We start from the raw sequence: 19,549 nt of genomic DNA on the forward strand, positions 1-19,549 counted from the left end.
TTCAGCCTACAGATCAGATTTAATAGTTTCAGAAACGATAATGCCCATTGCTAAGCACTCAAGACATGAGGTCGAACTTAAGCGAGCTTCACCATGAATGCCGCCAGTAGCTTCACCGATGGCATACATTTTTCTAATCGGTTTCATTGAGCGACCATCAATCACGCGGCCACCTAAATCTGTTTTTAATCCACCCATGCAGTAATGCACTTTTGGCCAAATACGTGAAACAACAAATGGCCCTGTTAATACCTCTGCAGTGTCCATCTTACGGTTGAATAACGGATCGGTTCTGTCTACAACATGCTGGTTATATTCAGTAATTGTGTTTTTCAACGCTGTCGCAGAAATACTAAACTTCTTGGCAACATCATCCAATGAGTCCAATTTCCAAGCCATTTCGTCACGTAATGAACGAACAACACGGTCGTCGTCTTTATAGTTCTCATAGTTGAACAGCACAATTGGGTAGGCTGGGCTGTTGTCTTCATAACGATTTTTCATAATCGCTTCAGAGCAGGTCTTGCGATCTGCACGCTCATCCATAAAGCGTTTGCCATTAAGTACACTAATAGCTGCACCTTGGTGCCAACCAATCGAAAGTAATGCATTCGACCAGCCGAATCCGCCTTCATCAGGAGAACCCCAATGACCGGTTTGGATTAAATTCATGTGGACAGGTAGGGCGCCGTTAGCCATTGCGGTTAAGGTTACTTCACCTGTAGCGCCGTGAGCATTGGTACAATCTAATGTTGGATCCAGTGATGGATCGACCATTTGGCGTAATTCCATATTCTGGGCAAAACCACCGTGCGCGAGGATAACGGCTTTGTTAGCCTTGATATAGATTGTTTTACCCGTTTTAAGATCTGGGTAACGATAATTCTGTCTTACCTTCACACCAACGATCTCTTGGCCGTCCATAATGAAGTCTTCAATGTAATGTTGTAAGCGATATTCCACGCCTACCTTTTTACCTGCTTCGAATAATTTAGTGGTGATATCACCGCCAGTACCATGCTGAGTTCTGATAGCGCGCGCTTTATTATGACCACCCACTTGGATGTTAAATCCTTCGCGAAATTTCACACCGGTTTCAATACATAGGTCATAAGAATCTAATGAACGATTCGCGATGGTTCTCAGCATATCGACATTTTGCATGCCTCTGCCTGAGATAATTTGGTCTTTAACTAATTCTTCTGGAGAATCATCGTTAATACCTTGAGCTAATTGAATTGGATTTTGAGGAATCGCTAACCAACCGCCATTAATTGCAGAATTACCACCAATTACCTGCATTTTTTCTAATACAAGTACACTACCGATTTGCTGCTTTTTGGCATTAATAGCAGCCGATAGTCCTGCAAACCCAGAACCAACAACAAGAACATCAACTGATTCATCCCAGTTAATTTCTTCACATTGACTTTGTTGTGCGCTAGCTGGCATGGCTGCAGTTAATCCGCCGATTGCAGCACCTGCGCTTAATTTTAAAAAGTTACGTCTGTTGTGCATTTATCTTTCCTCACATTTTGATGCGACTAAGATAAACAAATTGATGCTGTTCAAATTTGAATGGCATCACGCTTTTTTTGGGGGGGCAATTTTATTCGTGAAGTGGGTCAAGAACATTGTTCATGAACTACTGAGTTATCAATGCGTTTTTACGTGAATAAACGGGAGTTAATTATCACTATTGAAATAAGATATGAACTGAATCACAAAGACCAATGAAAAAGCTTAATGAGCGTGAACTTAATCCCGATTATCTACCGATGTTATACCTATAAAGAGTAATAAGGATGATAATTGAGTTAATCAAATATTAGGTATGCATTATGAAATGTCCTACAGAAACATTGACTCAACTTCGCTGTGACCAAATTTTAGATGTTGCAGAGCTTTTGATTGAGTCCCAAGGGATTGTGTCATTCAAATTTTCACAGATAGCTAAAGATGTCGGCTGCTCAACAGGGACTTTGTATAAGTTATTTGAACGCAAAGAAGATGTTTTAGTGTGCTTGTTTTTACGCAGTGCGACTTCAAATTACATGCCGCTATTTGTAGAAAAAAATCCTCAACTATCTGCACAAGAAAGATTACTGCTACCTATTTTATTTACTTTTGAAACCATTAAAAGAAGCAGAAGCTTTTTTACCTTACGGTCTGTTTCTGTTAATGCAATGATTTGGAAGTTAGCAAGTGATGAAAAAGTAAAGCTATTCAAACAACGTATTAATTCGTTTTGGCAATGGTTAACTGATGCGGTGCAATTAGCTATTGAAAATGGTGAACTAACAGCAACACCTTTACAAGCCAAAGAGTTGGTTCAAGGGATAGCTTTTTACTTAACAGGGTCACTGACTCAATTTGAGAGTAAATTGATTTCACCAGACTTTTTGTCAGATCAATCTACGACATGTTACCGCCACTTATCGAGATTGATGGCTCAATATCAGTGGCAAACGGCACTCAATCAAGAATTGTTCCAGAGCCTAGAAAATCGAACTTCAGAGTTTTTTGAAAAGAACTATAAAAGGCGCTTAAGCTGCAGTTCGTGTAAAGCATTATCCGCGAAACTTGATGGACATCATCGTGGCTGCTTAAGTCACTCAAGTGCAAGCAGCTAAGATGTAGGACTGCCACGGATAGATTGCCCTTAAACGCTTAGGTTATTGATTTGTATATTTGAGCTTTACTTGTTCAATGAGTGCTTGCCATTGTGGGTATTTTTCAAAGCTTTGTTGTAAGTCCCCCCAAGGCGATAATGTATCTTCTAGTACTTCTCCAGAAACATCGATACCTTGGGTAGCTAGGTACAAATAGTAAAATGCTGAGGCGCGATAGTTGGCGGCGCAATGCACTAAAATCGACTTATCATTGTTTTGTTCCATCACATTAAAAAACTGCTCAACATTTTCTATTGTTGGCTGCTGCCAATCGACTTCGATGTTTTCATATTTCATCCCTGAATCGTTTACTAATTCGGGTTCTTCAGCAAGAAAGTTAGGATTATTGGTCGGAATTAGGTTAATCACGACCTCAACGCCTGCTTGTTTGAGCGTTTCAAACTCAGAGCTTGTCGGCAAACCTGCTGTAATCACCTGGCTGTTGTTAATTTTGATCGCTTTTATATCTGCAAGCTGTGCGGGATTAATTTCAGCGGCAACAGGGTTAACTAGGGCTAATGCGGTTATCATCATTGTCATGGCTATAGCCCCTTTTGCACGGTGTTTTAGTGGTTTGCCAGATGTTGCTTTATCATTGATTAGGCTGTTCATCGTTTAAATCCTATTCCTTTAGAATGTTATTGATTGCAGTTAATTCCTGTTGGCTAAAGTCTAGCTTATTCAGTGCATTAACAGAGTCGAGAATTTGCGCCGGACGACTGGCACCAATTAAACAGGTTGTTACAGCTTCATTATTCAGTGTCCATGCAATGGCCATCTGCGCTAACGATTGTCCACGCTGCTGTGCTAGTTCATTAAAGGCTTTCACCTTTGCTATTTTTGCTGAAGTGAGGTCTTTTTCGGCGAGGTAAATTTGATGTTCTTGTGCTGCTCTAGAATCTTTAGGAATACCATTGAGGTACTTACTGGTTAATAAGCCTTGCGCCAGAGGCGAAAATACAATCGAGCCAACGCCTTCAGTTTTTAGCACTTCCGTAAGACCATTTTCAATCCAGCGATCAAACAGGTTATACCGTGGTTGATGGATTAATAAAGGAGTACCTAAATCTTGCAGTATCTTAATGGCTTGTTGGGTTTGCTGAGGTTGATAATTTGAAATCCCGACGTATAAAGCACGGCCTGAACGCACAATGTAATCCAGTGCCTGCATGGTTTCTTCTAATGGCGTATCAGCATCCATACAATGATGATAAAAGATATCAAAGTAGTCCAAGCCAGTGCGTTTAAGGCTTTGATCGCAGCTTGATACCAAGTACTTACGTGACCCACCCATTCCGTAAGGGCCTGGCGACATGTCATAACCCGCTTTGCTAGAAATAATCAATTCATCACGATAAGGCGTTAAGTCGTGTTTAAAGATTGAACCAAAAGTTGATTCGGCAGCACCATAATTAGGGCCATAATTATTAGCTAAGTCAAAATGGGTTATACCAGAGTCAAAGGCTGTATGAAGCATGTTAGCAGCATTGACTCGAGAGTCGTTTTCACCGAAGTTTTGCCATAACCCTAGGGAGAGCTTAGGTAACAAAATGCCACTGCGCCCGCATCGTTCGTAAGCCATATTTTTATATCGGTTAGGATTGGCCATATAGTGTGCATTGGGTTCGTGAGTAATCATTTATCATCCTAAAAATGAGCGGTTTTGAGCAAACATTATCTCAGTAAGGTTTGACGCCTATGAACTATTACAAGTTATCCATTAGCTATTTAAAATAGATTATTACAGTTAGTCGGAGAGTTCACCCATTAATGGGACTCTTTGTATTATTAAATGCTAATAAATGTCATATTTTGTTTGTTTTGTAGTCACATTTACTCTTTAGATTATGCAAGGTTACGTTCCGAAGTGGCTTAGCAAATTGTGCTTAAGTTTGAGCTGATTGCTAGGTACATCTAAAAATTAAATGGAGTTAAGCATGTTGATGAAGAGTGAAAACAAACTTGCGCTAATAGCGATGTCACTAGGTTTGTTATTTATTTCAGGTTGTAATGATGACGATGATAACGGCCAAGGTGAGGTTGATGCGAAATTAGATAAAACCGTGGTGGTAAGTGTTGGCCCAAGACCCTCATATTTAGTTGAGCAAATGCAAGACAGTGAGTTAAAAAACCAATTGACCCAATGTGCTGGTGAAACAATGTATCGACATGACTTTTCCATCGGCCATCGGGGCGCGGCAATGCAGTTTCCTGAGCATACTAAAGAGTCTTATCAAGCTGCGATTGATTCAGGTGCAGGTGTAGTGGAATGTGATGTGACATTTACTCAAGATAAAGCGCTGGTATGTCGTCATTCGCAATGTGATTTGGCAACAACAACTAATATTTTAGCTATTCCTGAGCTTGCTGCTAAGTGCTCAGTCCCTTTCAGCCCTGCAGACTTAGTAAATGGCGTTATGGCGACGGCGCAATGTTGTACCAGTGATATCACCTTGGCTGAGTTTAAAATGCTTGAAGGTAAAATGGATGGTGCAAACCCAAATGCGACGACAGTTGAAGAGTTTATGGCTGGAACGGCTAACTGGCGCACCGATTTATACTCAGGTAGCGGCACGCTAATGACCCATGCTGAAAGTATCACTATGTTTAAAGCGGCTGGAGTAAAGATGACACCAGAGCTAAAGTCGGCCAGTGTAGCAATGCCATTTGACGGTTTTAGCCAGCAAGATTATGCCCAAAAAATGGTAGATGAATATGTTGCTGCAGATGTCGATGCCGCCAATGTTTACCCTCAATCATTTAACCTTGAAGATGTGAAATACTGGATTGCCAATAGTCCAGATTTTGGTGAGCAAGGAGTGTATCTTGACGATAGATACGATTTGGCTGACTTTGACCCACAAAACAGTGCGACGTGGTCACCGACTATGGATGAGCTAGCAAATGATGGCGTGAAGATTATTGCCCCGCCATTGTGGGGGTTGGTGACACTAGATGCCGAGAATCAAATAGTTCCCTCAGAGTATGCTGTCGCGGCTAAAGGGGCGGGACTGAATATTATTACTTGGACACTTGAACGTTCAGGTCTATTAACTCAAGGCGCAGGCGGTTGGTATTATCAATCGATAACTGACGCTGTCGATAATGAAGGTGATGCATTTGAGTTATTGGATGTGCTAACAAAAGACGTCGGTGTTATGGGCGTGTTTTCAGACTGGCCCGCGACTGTGACTTATTATGCTAACTGTATGGATGTAAAGTGATATTAAAATAATTTCAATGCCTATATCAATGTTGAGTTGATATAGGGGTTGACTATGTTACGTTAGCTGGACAGGTATAAGCATTAGCTAACAAGGTGACTGAAGTGGTAAAGACTTTTGGCTTATAAAGAAATACCGTATTAGCACCTAGTGTAAGTGCATCATTTCTTAATTGATTAATAGCACCTTGAGTTAAATCTTTATTGGTAATAAACAGATAATCATACCAATGCCCCTGTGAACCAATAAGAGTGCCTTTTAATTCACAGATATCCATATCACCTTGTTCTGACCACAAGACTGCGACATGTTCACTATTCATTTCTGGGGTTGTGATACAGCCAGTCAGACTAAGTATGCTCAAACTTATCAAAAGTACTTTAAGGGTATTCATAATCGCCTTATTCATATTTATTTTATTCAATGGCTGTTCAGCTTTAGCCGACTATAATTAATTCAGTAAAATGAAATTTATGGCTAATGATAGCAGTAATATCGGTGATGCTAACTGATAGTACATCTATTTATTGTTAGAGAACAGCGAGCAATATTAACGGTGATATCAGTGAGCGACAAGGTGAGGAATGACCAATGAGTACAATAGATTTTGGTGATGAAACAGTTGTAAGGTCTACATTTGCTACTGCGCAGAATGGGGCATTTAGTGGAGATGGCCAGCTATCGTTAACTAAAAGCCGTTTGTATTTTGAAGCTTCAAATAAGATATTTGAAATGGGGCCGTATGAGATTGCACTCACTGATATTGAGAAGGTTGAAAAGTGCTGGGGAACGGGAGGCGGGATATTACCCGTAACCGCTGATGCGATTAAAATAGAGTTAAACAATCATAAAAGTTACAAGTTTATGGTTGCAGATTCAGAGGCTTGGATTGAACTTCTGACCGAAACACATTAATCGTGAGTATTGATACTTTATGTTTTTAACTCTCGATTCTTAAGTGCTAACGCTGCATTTTGTTTTTGATACAAAAAAGCTGAATCAAATGATTCAGCTTTTTTCGTTTTAGCGAGGTACATTGAAGACTCGCAGTTTCTGCAATTTATGCAAACACATCTTGTAGAGATGGTACAACTTGCTTCTTACGGCTTAATACACCGTCTAACCATACGCGGCCATCAACACTGGCTTTACCGTATGCTTTTTCTGTAAGGAATTCATCGTCAGAAACCACTAACATTTCTGAACCTTCTTTCATGATGTCAGTTAGCAATAATAAAACACTGTGGCGATTGCCTTCAGCCTTTAGTGCTGCAATATCAGCTTCTAAATCTGCTTTGATATCATCAAATACTGCTAAGTCGATAACTTCTAGCTGACCGATACCCACAAGGTTACCGTTCATGTTGAAGTCTTTAAAATCACGCAATACAAGGTCACGGGCTGGTGTGCCTTCAACTGCTGATTTTACTTTGAACATTTCCATGCCGACTTCTTTAAAGTCTTCAATACCAGCGATTTCAGCTAATGCTTCAACACAACGGATATCAGCAGTGGTACAGGTAGGCGATTTGAAGATAACCGTGTCACTTAAAATAGCGCACATCATGATGCCAGCGATATTAGCTGGGATTTCTACTTGGTAGAAATCGTACATCATTTTAATCACTGTATTTGAACAGCCTACTGGACGGATCCAACACTCAAGCGGGGTAGAGGTCGTTAAGTCACCTAATTTGTGATGATCAACGATACCCACGATAGTCGCTTCAGCGATATCATCTGGTGCTTGGGTAAGTTCTGAATGGTCAACGATGTAAACTTCTTCGCCTGCGTAGCTTTCTTTGAATTCTGGTGCTTCAAAACCAAATCTATCTAAGATATAGGCTGTTTCAGGTGAAAGCTCACCTAAACGTGCTGCAATTGCAGGCTCTTCAATTTGATTTTTTAAGTAAGCTAGTGCGATTGCACCGCAGATTGAATCTGAATCTGGGATCTTATGACCCACTACATACATTGCCATTGTTAAACGCTCCTATAAATTTGCTGCGATTTTAACAAGAAATCACCAAGCGACCAATAACTAAAAAGCCTGAAGTGGTTTATTAAGCGCGGACAGCGCAGCAATGACTGCTAATTGCGAGGGAAAAGCTAGCGTTTAATCGTGCAACAAGCATAAGCAGAGAAATGGATTACCATTGATAAACCCGCTCATAAGGCATGTTACTTTATTACCGATGTTGGCTTCACAAACACTAACAAATATTTGGACAGAAACGAGTTAGAGCAAAGGGTATAAAATTGGTCTTGAGGTCAGGAAATGTATGGTGCTCAAATAAAGCTTACACTGACCCTACTAAATTTCTGAAGTATCAGATACAGTGGCGCTGTGTTACGTTGACGGTTACGGTCAAATTGCAACGCAATACCCAGAAAACCCAAATGGTTCACCAAATGCAAACCCTGCATTAACTACCATAGATGGCTGAGTGACTATTATGATGCCGCATCTAGAGCGTGTATTCAGAAGCGTTGCGAACTCTTAGCACCCAGACGAGTGGGCAGAAGACAGCCCATGGATGCGTATGTTCCGTAATGCACGCGTTAAGTTAGGATAATTTGAAATTAACCTAATATGAGTTAACAGCAAAAAGGCGACCAAACTGTCGCCTTTCTTATTGGATTTTAATCTCTAACTAATTAGCTTTTGCTTTGTTATAACTTCTCTGTAAGTACCTTTTGTTTTTCTAGTTCATACTCTTCCTGAGTAATAAGCTGTTCCCCCAACCACCTTTTCAATTTCCTTAATTGATCTTCTGTACTTTCTGAGGCTAACTTCTTAGGTTTATTCGTTGGGATAGCTTTACGGTAAGCATCAACAATCTCAGGTGAGTAACCTGATAGAAGTTTATTAATAACCGGATCCATTTTGGAATCTACACTTGCCCACTTATTTAAAGCTAATCCACCTTTACCATTAAGGTGATATTCGGCATATGCAATATTATCTAGCCCACGGTATAGCCATAACTCTGCATGGTGCATGTACATAGCCATGTCCCAAGTTTTCAAAGCGGTGTAGTTCAAATGGTAGTCACAATAGTTTGGCATACTGTCAGTATAAACTTCAGTTGTTATTCCGTGACGTTTAAAGCCTTTTTGAACAACAGGTAAAAAGTCGTGAACGATTACTTTGGGATTTTCTTCAATACATACGTGACTTACTTGCATTTTAGGGTCAAGTTGCTCGATATTGACACTTGTACAACCTGTTAAAAGTATAAAACCTACGCTAATTAATACTTTCTTCAAAATTAACTCCATTTTAATTTTTAAAAATAATGACTTCTAATTAACTGTTATTGACTTAAGTTTATAACATATTGGTGGTTTTATGTTATTGATATAAATCACTAAAAATGTTTAGGCGTAAAGTCGTGGCGCTTCGCCCACACCCGACGAAAGGGAAACAACAGCATTTCCCTTTTCGATATCCCTTGCCGCTCCGGCGAAGTGTTTTTCCTCATGCTACAGAGCTAATTTACTACCGCCTCAGATTCGCCATCCTTGGCTCAATCTGAGGCTATGTCGGCGTCCTGCCTCCATCACGTAAATTAGCTCAACGCATTCGGACATTTCCAACGGAGATCATTGTGCCCGCAGGTTCGTTTATTTAGTCTGTGCGATAAATTGAATACATAGGTTTTTAGGTGCTATTGATCTTCTTTGAATGTTCAATTTGAATTGAGGCAAGTAAGAAAATCGCGTGAGTCCAGACATGGATGTCTGGCTAGCTTTCGAGGGGAAGGGACGCCCCATCGTAAGCGTTAGTGATTTTTGTAGCTTGCCGAAGCGGACTCAAAATGAAGTTTAAAACTGGATGATTCTCCGTTGGAAATTTTGCTGTTTAAATTTCGCCGGAGCTGCGGGGGCCTAATTCTTTAATAAAGAGTATAGAGGGAGTCGCAGTTCACTCCCTTTTAGTCTGCTCTTTACAAAAGAATGGGCGAAGCGCCACGACCTTGATTTAGACTTTGATTAAGATTGGATTCAAATCTAGAAATCAATACCTGACTAAAGCTGCTAACAAATCTTGGGACACAAGCTTGGTAGGGCTTTACGAAAACACACCATATTGAATGTGGTTACGCCAGTGACTGGTTTAATGGCATTCATTGGTTTGATGAATGCCATTAGTGCTAACCCTTACACCGATTAACTACTTAATGCGTATCCGCCCTTAAGATGAGCAACATTATCAAATCCTAAACGATGCATAGCTTGAGCTGCTACAAATGAGCGACTGCCACTGCGACAGACTAATACCCATTTATGATGCTTTTGCTGTTGCTGTTGTTGAATAAACTGCACTAAGCGAGTGAGCGGAACGTTTTCACTGGAATCTTCAGTGTGTTGCAGTGCGTACTCGTGAGGTTCTCTGATATCAATTAATGTGACTTCATCATTGGCTAAGGCATAGTTCAAACTCTGATGGTTATATTCAACAATAGCTTGCCCCGCTAACTGGCTGTCAGTTAATGCTCCGCACATAATTTCGCTGCCAGTTTGATCGCAAAGATGGCTGTCCAAATCAGCTTTTAACTTTTCAAACTCGTATACGTCGAGCTGTCCATTAAGGGTATTTCTTAAAAGTGGGTTACGTTGACATTCTGCGCTGAGATGAGTTGTAAACTCATTATTATAATCATGGCTAGCACATATAAGCGTATCACTACCAATCAAGCTATGTATCAACTTAAGGCTTGAGAACATGTCAGTTGCACTACTTGAATCAAAGTTTGTTCGACCTAAGCTGCCCATTAAAACGGTGTCGCCGCAAAAGGCGAACTGACACTGTTGTTTGATGTCGTTTTTATCCTTGAATGGACTGCATAGTAATAGCGTCATACTGTCATCGGTGTGGCCAGGTGTAGCGACTTTAACTAGCCATTGATGACCAATTTCAATGTATTGAAGTTGCGAATGCTGCAAACAAGCTTGTGGCCAACCTAATGCATCAGTTTGCTGAGTAGGTAGGTGCTTATCGGCTAAGAAAGTTCGGCCTGATTGATGGTCTGCGTGGCCGTGGGTGTCGATTACAGCCACCAGTTCCAACTGCTGGCATTGCAATAAGGTATCTAAGCGATCGTTTAGCTCTGGCAGTGGATCAATAATAAAGGCTTGTTTGCTTTGTTGGTCGGCGTATACCCAAGTGCAATTGGAGGCAAATCTTAGTTGCACTAAACCGTTGAGCGGCTGCTTTTCATCAATTTCACCATTGTCTAATATCATACAGCTATGGGTTAACGCTTTGGCTGCAGAGGTGATGCGTTGACAGGCTTGATCAACTTCTGTCTGGGTAATTGCAGGACCAAATGACAATCGAATTGCTGATTCACTTTGCCAGGCAGGTAATCCCATGGCATCGAGTACAAAACTGCGAGTGACTTTTGATGAGCAAGCAGAGCCTGAACTAACACGAATGTTAGCCGCATCAAATAAATCCATGATTTCTTTACTGCTAAACCCTGAAATTGCAAAGTTAATTGTAGTTGGCACGCTGTTTTCAACGCTATGGTTATATACCACTTCAGGAAAAGCGGTATTTAACGTGTTCACTAATTGTGTTTGATACCCTCTTAGGGTATCGAGGTTAGCAAATACACTATCTTGCTCATTGAGTAACATTTCAAAAATGACGTTAATAGCTGCCATACCAGGTAGGTTTTCTGTGCCTGAACGCAAACCGCTTTCTTGGCCGCCACCAGCAATGATAGGGGTAAATGGTGCTGACTGACGTATATATACAAAGCCAATGCCTTTCGGTGCATACAATTTATGGCCACTAAAAGGGGCATAATCAATGGTGGTTTCCGCTAGGTTTAATGGGGTTTTTCCTAGCGCCTGCACACAATCAACCATCCAAAAAATATGTTTGTTAGCATGACGAATGATTTGTTCAAGTGCGAGCAAGTCCTGATAAACGCCAGTTTCATTATTTACTGCCATAGTACAAATCATTAATGCGCTTGGGGCTTCTTTTTCAATAAATTGCTTGTCTAAATTTCCCATCCCATCAACAGGAATCGCTTTAATGTCAGCATTGATGCCTAAGATTTGATTCCAGTGCTTTAATGATTCGGGCACTGCTTTATGCTCTGTGGCGCCATATAACAAACTATATTGTTTATCTGAATCAAGGGATTTTTTCGCTTCAACAAGGGCTGAGATAATCGCCGTTTGGATCCCTTCAGTCGCCCCGCTTGTGAATATCACATTACCTGTGTCTGCGCCGATGACTTTTCTGGCGTTAGCGCGAGTTTGCTCCATTAAATCTTTAGCTTTAAGCCCTGTAATATGGCTACTGCTTGGGTTGCCAAATAACACTTTCATACTGTTTACAGCCGCTGCTGCCGCTTGGGGCAATACAGGTGTTGTGGCATTGGCGTCTAAATATATTTGGCTCAGTGGTGATGTATTTTTCATAGGGTGCGACTCAATTCCATTGATTAGTTTATATAGCTTTTAGTTATAACTAATTTCTTGGGGTTATATTAGCAGGTTGTAAATATTGATCAAGATCACATTTTAGTCAGGTTTAACTTTAGATTGAGCTAAGCTGAGGGCTGTTAGAGGGCTTAGGGTAATGGACGTGCGAATAGCTTTGAAACGGGCAAAAGGGGAGGTGTGTGATACAGAAGTAAAAGCCTAGTTAAGCATTTTGAATGTAAACTTATTTAAAAACATCGTGATTAAGTTTAAAAAAATAAAGGCCACATTTTGTGGCCTGAAATTATTGCAGCTGTGATTAAGCATTTAAGCAAGATTAAATCTTTACTTTGATGACGACTTTTCTGACAGCGGTTGCAATATCTGAGGTCCCTGGCATATGCATATCGTCTGGGAAAAACAAGGCAAACATGCCCGCTTTTAATGGAATAAATGCCGCTGTATCTTGATTAGATTCATAATCAAACTCAGTAAAATCATGTTCTGGATGATAAGGCGCCAGTGGTGTTTGGTTGGCAAGGGGCAAATAACCAAATTCTTCTTCACCACTGACAACATATTGCACATCAATATAACGCTGGTGGACTTCAAAAGGTTCAGTTTGTTTCGGTTTGGTATGATAGTCATTGACGATAACAAATATATCTTTGCCTTCAAGAGGGTAAGTACCCACTTCAACGTTTGAAAAATCCGTTTCAGATAAATGAGTCAGCGCCTTGGCGAGTCTTGGGCTGAGTGAATGGTATAGCGCATGGTTTGAAAGGCTATCGACGACCATAGTGGCTCTCTGATTTATTGATGATGCAATATTATTACTTATTCGCTAATTCAACGCCATGAAGATATGTCGATTCGCTATAGGCTATGAAGAGATTCAACCCTAAGGTGGTTTAACCCTATGACAAACTTAGTTAAGATGAATTTTAGACCCGTCGATTGTTGGGGGGTAACTGATCGTTTTTGCGGATGTTTTTAGTGTCGCAGAGATTAGATTCAGTTTGTATTGTCATGAAAAGATTTAAATACAGGAAGCGCAGTGACAGCATTACGATTACTTGCTGGTAAAACAGCTTATCAACAGATTGAAAAAAATGGCTTGTCGGCATCAATGTTTAGCCAGTTATTTGCAGCATCGGGCGGCCCTAAATGGATAGGGGTAGCTGGTCTGGACAAATATTTGTTTGGTGAGTATTTTGCTGAAAGAAAAACACCGCTATATACCATGGGCGCGTCATCGGGCGCATGGCGCTTGGCTTGCTTAGCTCAAAAAGATCCCTTAGCAGCATATTCTCGGCTTGAGGATTTTTATATTGGTCAGCGATACGATCATGTCCCTAATCGACAAGAAGTGACTGAACAGGTTGAAGGTATTATTAATGGTATTTTGGGTGAGCACGGCGCGATGGATATTGTGAATAACCGTATGATTCAAAGTCATTTTGTGGTGTGTAAGGCAAAGCATTTTAATGCCAGTCGCTCTAAAGGAAAGTTGGCGTTAGGGCTTGCTGCTACTGCATTAAGTAATGCGGTGAGTCGTCGAAGTTTAGCCTGGCACTTTGAACGAGTGGTGTTTAGTCATCAACAAGTAAAATCCCCTTTTTCACACCTAACTGACTTACCCACCGAACATGCTCAACTAACCCGTAATAATATTAATCAAGTTCTGCTGGCAACGGGATCTATTCCATTAGTATTAGCACCTGTTACACGCATAAATGGCATAAGTGATGGCGCTTACTATGATGGTGGTATCACTGATTACCATTTTGATATGCCAACACATTCACCTGAAGGCTTAAGTTTATATCCGCACTTTTATCCTCATATGAGTCCGGGTTGGTTTGATAAATCATTAAAATGGCGCCGAGCCAAAAAGCATTATCATAATGCCTTAATACTGACTCCTACTGCAGAGTTTTTGAAGTCATTGCCATATCAAAAGATCCCAGATCGAGAAGACTTTAAGCAGCTCGATAGCGATAGCCGTATTGCTTATTGGCGTGAGTCTTTAAAGCGAAGCGAAGTGTTAGGTGAGTTATTTGCTGATATTGTGGAGAAGCAATCGATAATGGACCACATTGAGCATCTGTAATTGGCATCTGTAATTGGCATCGTTTATTGCTAAGTCGCTAAGTCGCTAAGTCGCTAAGTCGCTAAGAAGAGCGCTAAGAAGGCCGATAAGAAAGCCCATTAGATAGCGTAATTCCTCATTCAACATTACAGCTTACTTATGGTGCCATTAATAAGCCATTATTGGTGCTAATTTCATATATGCTGATTGGTGTTTACCCCTTTAATCTTCTGGCTTATATGCCACTCCCTTAAGCACCTTAAAAGTTATCTTCAGAGTTACTTTAGTAAAATTATGATCATTTACTGAAACTATTCCGTATTTTGCCCTGTCTAATTATTAATCAACTTTGTTGTTTGTTTGGGTTGTTGCTATGTGATGACAAAATGAAGTTTACAGTGCTAATCATAAAGTTGTAATAGCGTTACCAAGCTGGAAAACTCAAACTTGGCTGCTAAACTTATTAAAGTCATCTAAGTGACAACTTGTTGATTTTTATTGGTCCTAGGTAGCGGTGGGCTACTTTTTCTACAGCATTCTTACTGGGTATACACCCCTAATAAATGGAATAACCAAGAAACGCTGTGGTCTGGAGGTTGCTATGCAAACGATAGAAATGGCGTTACTCATCCAAGAAGCAGTTTTGCTTCCTGGTGGTCGACAAGAGATGAGAATGGTTACACCAAATCAATTGTTAATGGTTGCTAATGTGCTGAAAGGGCATTATCGATTAGCATTAGCTGCGACGAAAAGTAGCTGTTTCCCTCCTTGTTACGACACGGCAACTGAGTGCGAGATTATCGACTTTAATCAATTGGAAGATGATTCGTTAAGTATTGTCGTCGAAGGCCGCCAAAGGGTTAAAATTCTTTCGGGTGCTCAACTCAGAGATCAAAGCTGGATTGCTCGCACTTTACCTTGCCAAAACTGGCAAAATGAACCGATTGGGGAAGAGTTCGAGATTATCAGCGCAGCACTTGAGCAGTTTTACGAAGTTAACCCAGACTTGCTCGATTTATACAATCAAGTTCACCTTGAGGATGCAACTTGGGTTAGCCAGCGATGGTTAGAAGTTTTGCCTATGTATAACAAAGACAAATTGCTATTGGTTGAACAACCCAACTGCCATAAAACCATGGATTTTGTTCTACAATTATTAAAGTCTCATGTGGATGTTTAATATTGGTCTCTTGCTTTTGTTGATTTTGTTTAGTTGCTCTGACATTGTTGGTTATACTGTTTAAAAGTGTCGCTAAAAGTATATTTACATGTCTGTAAAACTTGCTGCTAGAGCAGCTCAACCTTCCTATATTGTGTTACCACAGTCCAAAACAGCACCTTTAACGGTGTTAGAGTTTTTAGTGTCACACTTTCAACAAATTCCAGAATCTGTTTGGTTAAAACGTGTAGCTGACGGCAAAGTGCACTGGGCAGATGGTGAGCTGATTGATCAACACACTCAATATCGAGGCGCGACACGGGTCTATTACTACCGTGAAGTTGAGGCAGAAACTAAAATTCCGTTTCAGCATGAAATACTCCATCAGGACGAACATTGTATATTAGTGTTTAAACCGCATTTTCTGCCTGTTACACCCAGTGGGAATTTTGTTAACGAGTGTCTGATTCATCGTTTACGAATTGCTTCAGGTATAGACACCATTTCACCAGCACATAGGTTAGACAGACCAACGGCAGGGGTTATGTTAATGACAGTTAACCCTGAGTCTCGACATGCTTATCATTCATTATTTACTGATGGTAAGATAAATAAGCAATATCAAGCAATTGCACAGCTGACTCCAGAGTTACTTGCTCTTCATCAGCAAGACGGTTTATCGTTACCTATTAAGTGGTCGGTTAAAAACCGTATGGTGCGTTCAACGCCAAGTTTTTTAATGAAAATAACTGACGGTGAAGCGAATACGCATTCAGAAATTAGTTTGATCGCAGTAAAAGGCACTCGAGGCTTGTTCGAGCTCAGTCCCATAACAGGGAAAATGCATCAACTTAGAGTACATATGATGTCTTTAGGGATGCCGTTAGAAAATGATACTAATTATCCACAGCTGCAACCGAAAGCTGCTGATAATTTTGATAAGCCATTAAAGCTGGTGGCAAAATCACTTATGTTTGTGGATCCGTTTAGTCAGCAAACGATGGCTGTGAGTTGTGAAGGCTACGATGCTGAGTTTGAATAGAAAGCTTGTAGTGTTTTTTTACTGATAGTTTTCAGTATACAAAGGGACGAAATAGCAAATGGAAAGAGTACAGTGCTATGTGGTATTCATTGTTAGTTTTTTTATTTTAAACATGGGGTTAAAAGCGTTAGATTATCAAATTGCTGACACTATGATCAAGCGTGACGCCCATATCTTATCTGAAAAATTAACCATGTACATTGAGGATACCGCTCAAGAGCTTAAAGCTTTACCGCAACTCGATGACAGCTATATCTGCTCTGAAAGTAATCAAAAATTACTCACTATGTCAGTGTTTAACTCGACCTTTATTCGTTGGGTTGGGGTGATGGATGAGTTAGAAGTTATTTGCCGCTCGCAAGCCATACCACGTCGTGTGGAAAAGTTGGTAAGGCATAATATTGGACCGGATCTAAAACTTGCAGTCATAAACCAATCTCACTCAGATATACATGAATTGTTTTTAGCCCACGATAGAGGTGATAAGCAATATGTGGCCAGTATCGTCCCTATGAACCCTAGATACTTTATACCGGTAGATTGTGAAGATTGTTTAGAGTACACCATTACCATTGATGGTTTTCAAGATAACTTAGCTGCAGTACCTGTGATGGAGTTTGGTTTTGAAGAGTTCGAAGGCGAGCACGTTATTATAGAAGAGGTGGTTCAGCAAAATGAATACTACATTGCTAAATTTAGCCTGACTGGAAACGAAGAATACCTTAAGCAATATCAATCGCTAAACTGGGAATATCGTGCGCTGATTAGCTTTTTAATTGCGTTCGCGTTTACTGTCGCATTTTGGTATCGCAAACAATCGCAAAGCTCAACCCGGGCGAATATAAAAAAGGGTATCAAGAACAAAGAGTTTATTCCGTTTTATCAGCCTGTGATTAACTCTCAAACGAATGAAATCGTAGGGGTTGAGGTATTAATGCGTTGGCGTCAATCTAACGGAGAGTTAATCCCACCTAATCAATTTATTCCTTTTGCTGAGTCAGCAGGCTTAATTGTTGATATGACTTATTCGATGCTGAATGTGATGGTTGATGAGATGGAGATAACAGGCCAGCAAGTTAGTCCATTGTTTATCAGTATTAATATTGTTCCTGAGCATTTGGAAAATGACAAACTTTATCAATATATTAAGGCACTAAAAGAATCCGGAAAGCTTGGAAAGCACAGAATTTCACTAGAAATTACCGAGCGACAACCTATTACTGACTTAGTGAAAGCGCGCAAAATGTTAGATAAGTTTTATGCTATTAATGTGGACTTAAAGCTTGATGATGCGGGCATGGGCTACGGTGGTTTTAGTTACGTGCAAAACCTCGGAATCAGTACTTTAAAAATTGATAAAGCCTTCATTGATACTATTGGCGTTAAAGATAACTTTAATGAGAAAACGCTTGATGCAATTATCTCTTTTGCTAAAAAATCAGGCTTAAGTGTCATTGCTGAAGGAGTTGAAACTGAGTCTCAAGTCAGTTATTTATCCCTACAAGGGGTGGACTTAATTCAAGGGTATTTTTTCTCTAAACCGCTAGATTCAAAAACGTTTTTTACAACCTATCATAACTCGTAATGGTTTTAGCTGAGCTTGTCGTCTGTTCCGATTTATATGACGGACTTTTTTATAGGTTGGATACATTTTAAGACTTTCGATGCATTGAAGTTGCTGTTGTCTCATTAAGTGCTAGAAAGTCCTTGGAATGTTTGGCTTGAGTAATGTTTAAGTAATGCTTAAGTGGATATATGACCTGTTTAAAGCGAATGATAAATAGTTATTTGTGCCGCACTATTGAATCGTTAAACTGGATGTCATCTTGAATATTTGAGATACATGAAATGATAACGAAAGTAGCAAGTACTAGGGGGCTATCTTGAGTCAGAAATACTTAAATGCTTTCTTTGTTCCAATATCTATCCTCACTGGTGCTCTACTGGTGTCTGCACCTTCTAAACCCTTTGCTGAACAGTTGTATTTTAATTTTGATAACGATGTGATCATTGGTGCTGACGGTGACTACTCTAATGGTGTCGTTGTTGGCTGGCTTGCAACGCCAGCTACAGACTTTTCCCAAGCTCCGGCGCTTTTCAAATGGCAATCAGTCATCGCTTTTCCTCAGGAGTCGAGTCAGTCTCAATGGGGCGGGCAGTTTTATCATCGCATGTGGACACCAACTGAAATAGCCTATGACTATCCCCAGCCAAATGAGCGACCTTATGCAGGGTTATTAGAGCTCGAATCATTTACAGGGCAATTCAGCTCTTCATTGGCGCAAAAAAACTGGTTAAGCATTGGCGTGATGGGGCCAGCTTCTTTTGCTGATGAACTGCAAACCATTGTCCATAAAATTACAGGTTCTACCACGCCAAAGGGGTGGGATTATCAAATTGAAAACCAAGTGACGTTTCAATTTGCATATGAAGTTGACGCCTTGCTAAATCGCTGGCAAGCATTTGATAATAGTGAGTGGGATATCAGCGTATTTAACCACACGATGGCAGGTAATTTTCGCTCGCAATCCAGTGTGGGTTTAACCTTACGATGGGGTGATGATTTAGCTGAAACCTTTGGACAATTGTCTAGTCAGGCAGGGCATATGGGAGATTATGCTTCATATGCTAATCGTTATGGCAGTTGGCAGGCATATTTTCGAATGCAGGCAGGTTATCGTTTCAATGACTTAACCATTGAAGGTGACTTACCTTATGATTCACCGTTGAATATTGAGAATCAGCAAGCACAAGCCAGTCTTGGTGTTATTTGGGCTTTTCCGACTTGGTCTGTCAGTTGGAGCTTTAATTATTACAGCAAAGAATATGAGTCCGATGTCGATGATTGGCATGGCTACGGCGTGATTAGCTACACTAAAGTGTTGTAATTCTGGTTATAAAAAAACGATGTAT

16 protein-coding genes and 1 pseudogene are annotated in these 19,549 nt (G+C 40.4%); 9 read left to right on the forward strand and 8 right to left on the reverse strand.

What is annotated here, in order from left to right; translation table 11 throughout:
- Window positions 1-6: 6 nt before the first annotated feature.
- Window positions 7-1,518, reverse strand: a complete 1,512-nt coding sequence (locus Q4600_RS06510; protein ID WP_102528483.1) for a flavocytochrome c — start codon at window positions 1,516-1,518, stop codon at window positions 7-9.
- Window positions 1,519-1,841: 323 nt separating this feature from the next.
- Between Q4600_RS06510 and Q4600_RS06515 the strand changes: the two genes are divergently transcribed.
- Complete coding sequence (locus Q4600_RS06515) at window positions 1,842-2,633, forward strand: TetR/AcrR family transcriptional regulator (protein WP_102528484.1); 792 nt, start codon at window positions 1,842-1,844, stop codon at window positions 2,631-2,633.
- 42 nt (window positions 2,634-2,675) lie between these two features.
- Here Q4600_RS06515 and Q4600_RS06520 read toward each other — a convergent pair whose 3' ends face one another.
- Together Q4600_RS06520 and Q4600_RS06525 are read right to left on the reverse strand one after the other, a co-directional pair.
- Window positions 2,676-3,284, reverse strand: a complete 609-nt coding sequence (locus Q4600_RS06520) for a protein tyrosine phosphatase family protein (protein ID WP_241906430.1) — start codon at window positions 3,282-3,284, stop codon at window positions 2,676-2,678.
- Between the two features lie 10 nt (window positions 3,285-3,294).
- A complete protein-coding gene (locus tag Q4600_RS06525) occupies window positions 3,295-4,311 on the reverse strand; it encodes an aldo/keto reductase (RefSeq protein ID WP_303513929.1) in 1,017 nt (338 codons plus the stop codon).
- Window positions 4,312-4,609: 298 nt separating this feature from the next.
- On the opposite strand from Q4600_RS06525, the gene Q4600_RS06530 reads away from it, so the two are divergent.
- Window positions 4,610-5,896, forward strand: a complete 1,287-nt coding sequence (locus Q4600_RS06530; RefSeq protein ID WP_303513930.1) for a glycerophosphodiester phosphodiesterase family protein — start codon at window positions 4,610-4,612, stop codon at window positions 5,894-5,896.
- Between the two features lie 52 nt (window positions 5,897-5,948).
- Here Q4600_RS06530 and Q4600_RS06535 read toward each other — a convergent pair whose 3' ends face one another.
- A complete protein-coding gene (locus Q4600_RS06535) occupies window positions 5,949-6,290 on the reverse strand; it encodes a DUF4156 domain-containing protein (RefSeq protein WP_102528486.1) in 342 nt (113 codons plus the stop codon).
- A 197-nt stretch (window positions 6,291-6,487) separates the two neighbouring features.
- Between Q4600_RS06535 and Q4600_RS06540 the strand changes: the two genes are divergently transcribed.
- Entirely contained in the window at window positions 6,488-6,811 is a 324-nt protein-coding gene (locus Q4600_RS06540; protein ID WP_102528487.1) for a hypothetical protein, read from the forward strand.
- Between the two features lie 145 nt (window positions 6,812-6,956).
- Here Q4600_RS06540 and Q4600_RS06545 read toward each other — a convergent pair whose 3' ends face one another.
- Window positions 6,957-7,877 carry a manganese-dependent inorganic pyrophosphatase gene (locus Q4600_RS06545; RefSeq protein ID WP_102528488.1) on the reverse strand — a complete coding sequence of 307 codons (921 nt, stop codon included), beginning with the start codon at window positions 7,875-7,877 and terminating at the stop codon, window positions 6,957-6,959.
- Between the two features lie 340 nt (window positions 7,878-8,217).
- Between Q4600_RS06545 and Q4600_RS06550 the strand changes: the two are divergent.
- Window positions 8,218-8,472, forward strand: a pseudogene (locus tag Q4600_RS06550) (phosphoribosylformylglycinamidine synthase subunit PurQ); the annotation flags it as partial.
- 97 nt (window positions 8,473-8,569) lie between these two features.
- Here Q4600_RS06550 and Q4600_RS06555 read toward each other — a convergent pair.
- The 3 genes from Q4600_RS06555 to Q4600_RS06565 form a co-directional block, all read right to left on the reverse strand.
- The gene (locus Q4600_RS06555) at window positions 8,570-9,166 is read right to left on the reverse strand and encodes an Sbal_3080 family lipoprotein (protein WP_229372555.1); all 597 of its coding nucleotides are present in this window, start codon (window positions 9,164-9,166) and stop codon (window positions 8,570-8,572) included.
- A gap of 903 nt (window positions 9,167-10,069) precedes the next feature.
- A complete protein-coding gene (locus Q4600_RS06560; protein WP_303513938.1) occupies window positions 10,070-12,340 on the reverse strand; it encodes an aminotransferase class V-fold PLP-dependent enzyme in 2,271 nt (756 codons plus the stop codon).
- A 340-nt stretch (window positions 12,341-12,680) separates the two neighbouring features.
- Window positions 12,681-13,142, reverse strand: coding sequence for a YhcH/YjgK/YiaL family protein (locus Q4600_RS06565; RefSeq protein WP_303513941.1), 462 nt, complete (start codon window positions 13,140-13,142; stop codon window positions 12,681-12,683).
- A gap of 258 nt (window positions 13,143-13,400) precedes the next feature.
- Between Q4600_RS06565 and Q4600_RS06570 the strand changes: the two genes are divergently transcribed.
- The 5 genes from Q4600_RS06570 to Q4600_RS06590 all read left to right on the forward strand — a co-directional run bounded on the left by Q4600_RS06570 (window position 13,401) and on the right by Q4600_RS06590 (window position 19,524).
- The gene (locus Q4600_RS06570; RefSeq protein ID WP_303513943.1) at window positions 13,401-14,456 is read left to right on the forward strand and encodes an alpha/beta hydrolase; all 1,056 of its coding nucleotides are present in this window, start codon (window positions 13,401-13,403) and stop codon (window positions 14,454-14,456) included.
- Window positions 14,457-15,036: 580 nt separating this feature from the next.
- On the forward strand, window positions 15,037-15,615 hold the full coding sequence (locus Q4600_RS06575) for an LON peptidase substrate-binding domain-containing protein (protein ID WP_229371235.1): 579 nt from the start codon (window positions 15,037-15,039) through the stop codon (window positions 15,613-15,615).
- Between the two features lie 88 nt (window positions 15,616-15,703).
- A complete protein-coding gene (locus Q4600_RS06580; protein ID WP_303513950.1) occupies window positions 15,704-16,636 on the forward strand; it encodes a pseudouridine synthase in 933 nt (310 codons plus the stop codon).
- Between the two features lie 58 nt (window positions 16,637-16,694).
- Window positions 16,695-18,221: an EAL domain-containing protein gene (locus Q4600_RS06585; protein ID WP_303513951.1), complete on the forward strand. Its 1,527-nt coding sequence runs from the start codon at window positions 16,695-16,697 to the stop codon at window positions 18,219-18,221.
- A 298-nt stretch (window positions 18,222-18,519) separates the two neighbouring features.
- Complete coding sequence (locus Q4600_RS06590; RefSeq protein ID WP_303513954.1) at window positions 18,520-19,524, forward strand: lipid A deacylase LpxR family protein; 1,005 nt, start codon at window positions 18,520-18,522, stop codon at window positions 19,522-19,524.
- Window positions 19,525-19,549 lie beyond the last annotated feature (25 nt).

Origin of the sequence: Shewanella sp. 2_MG-2023, assembly GCF_030548905.1 — a bacterium.
GTDB lineage: Bacteria > Pseudomonadota > Gammaproteobacteria > Enterobacterales > Shewanellaceae > Shewanella > Shewanella electrodiphila.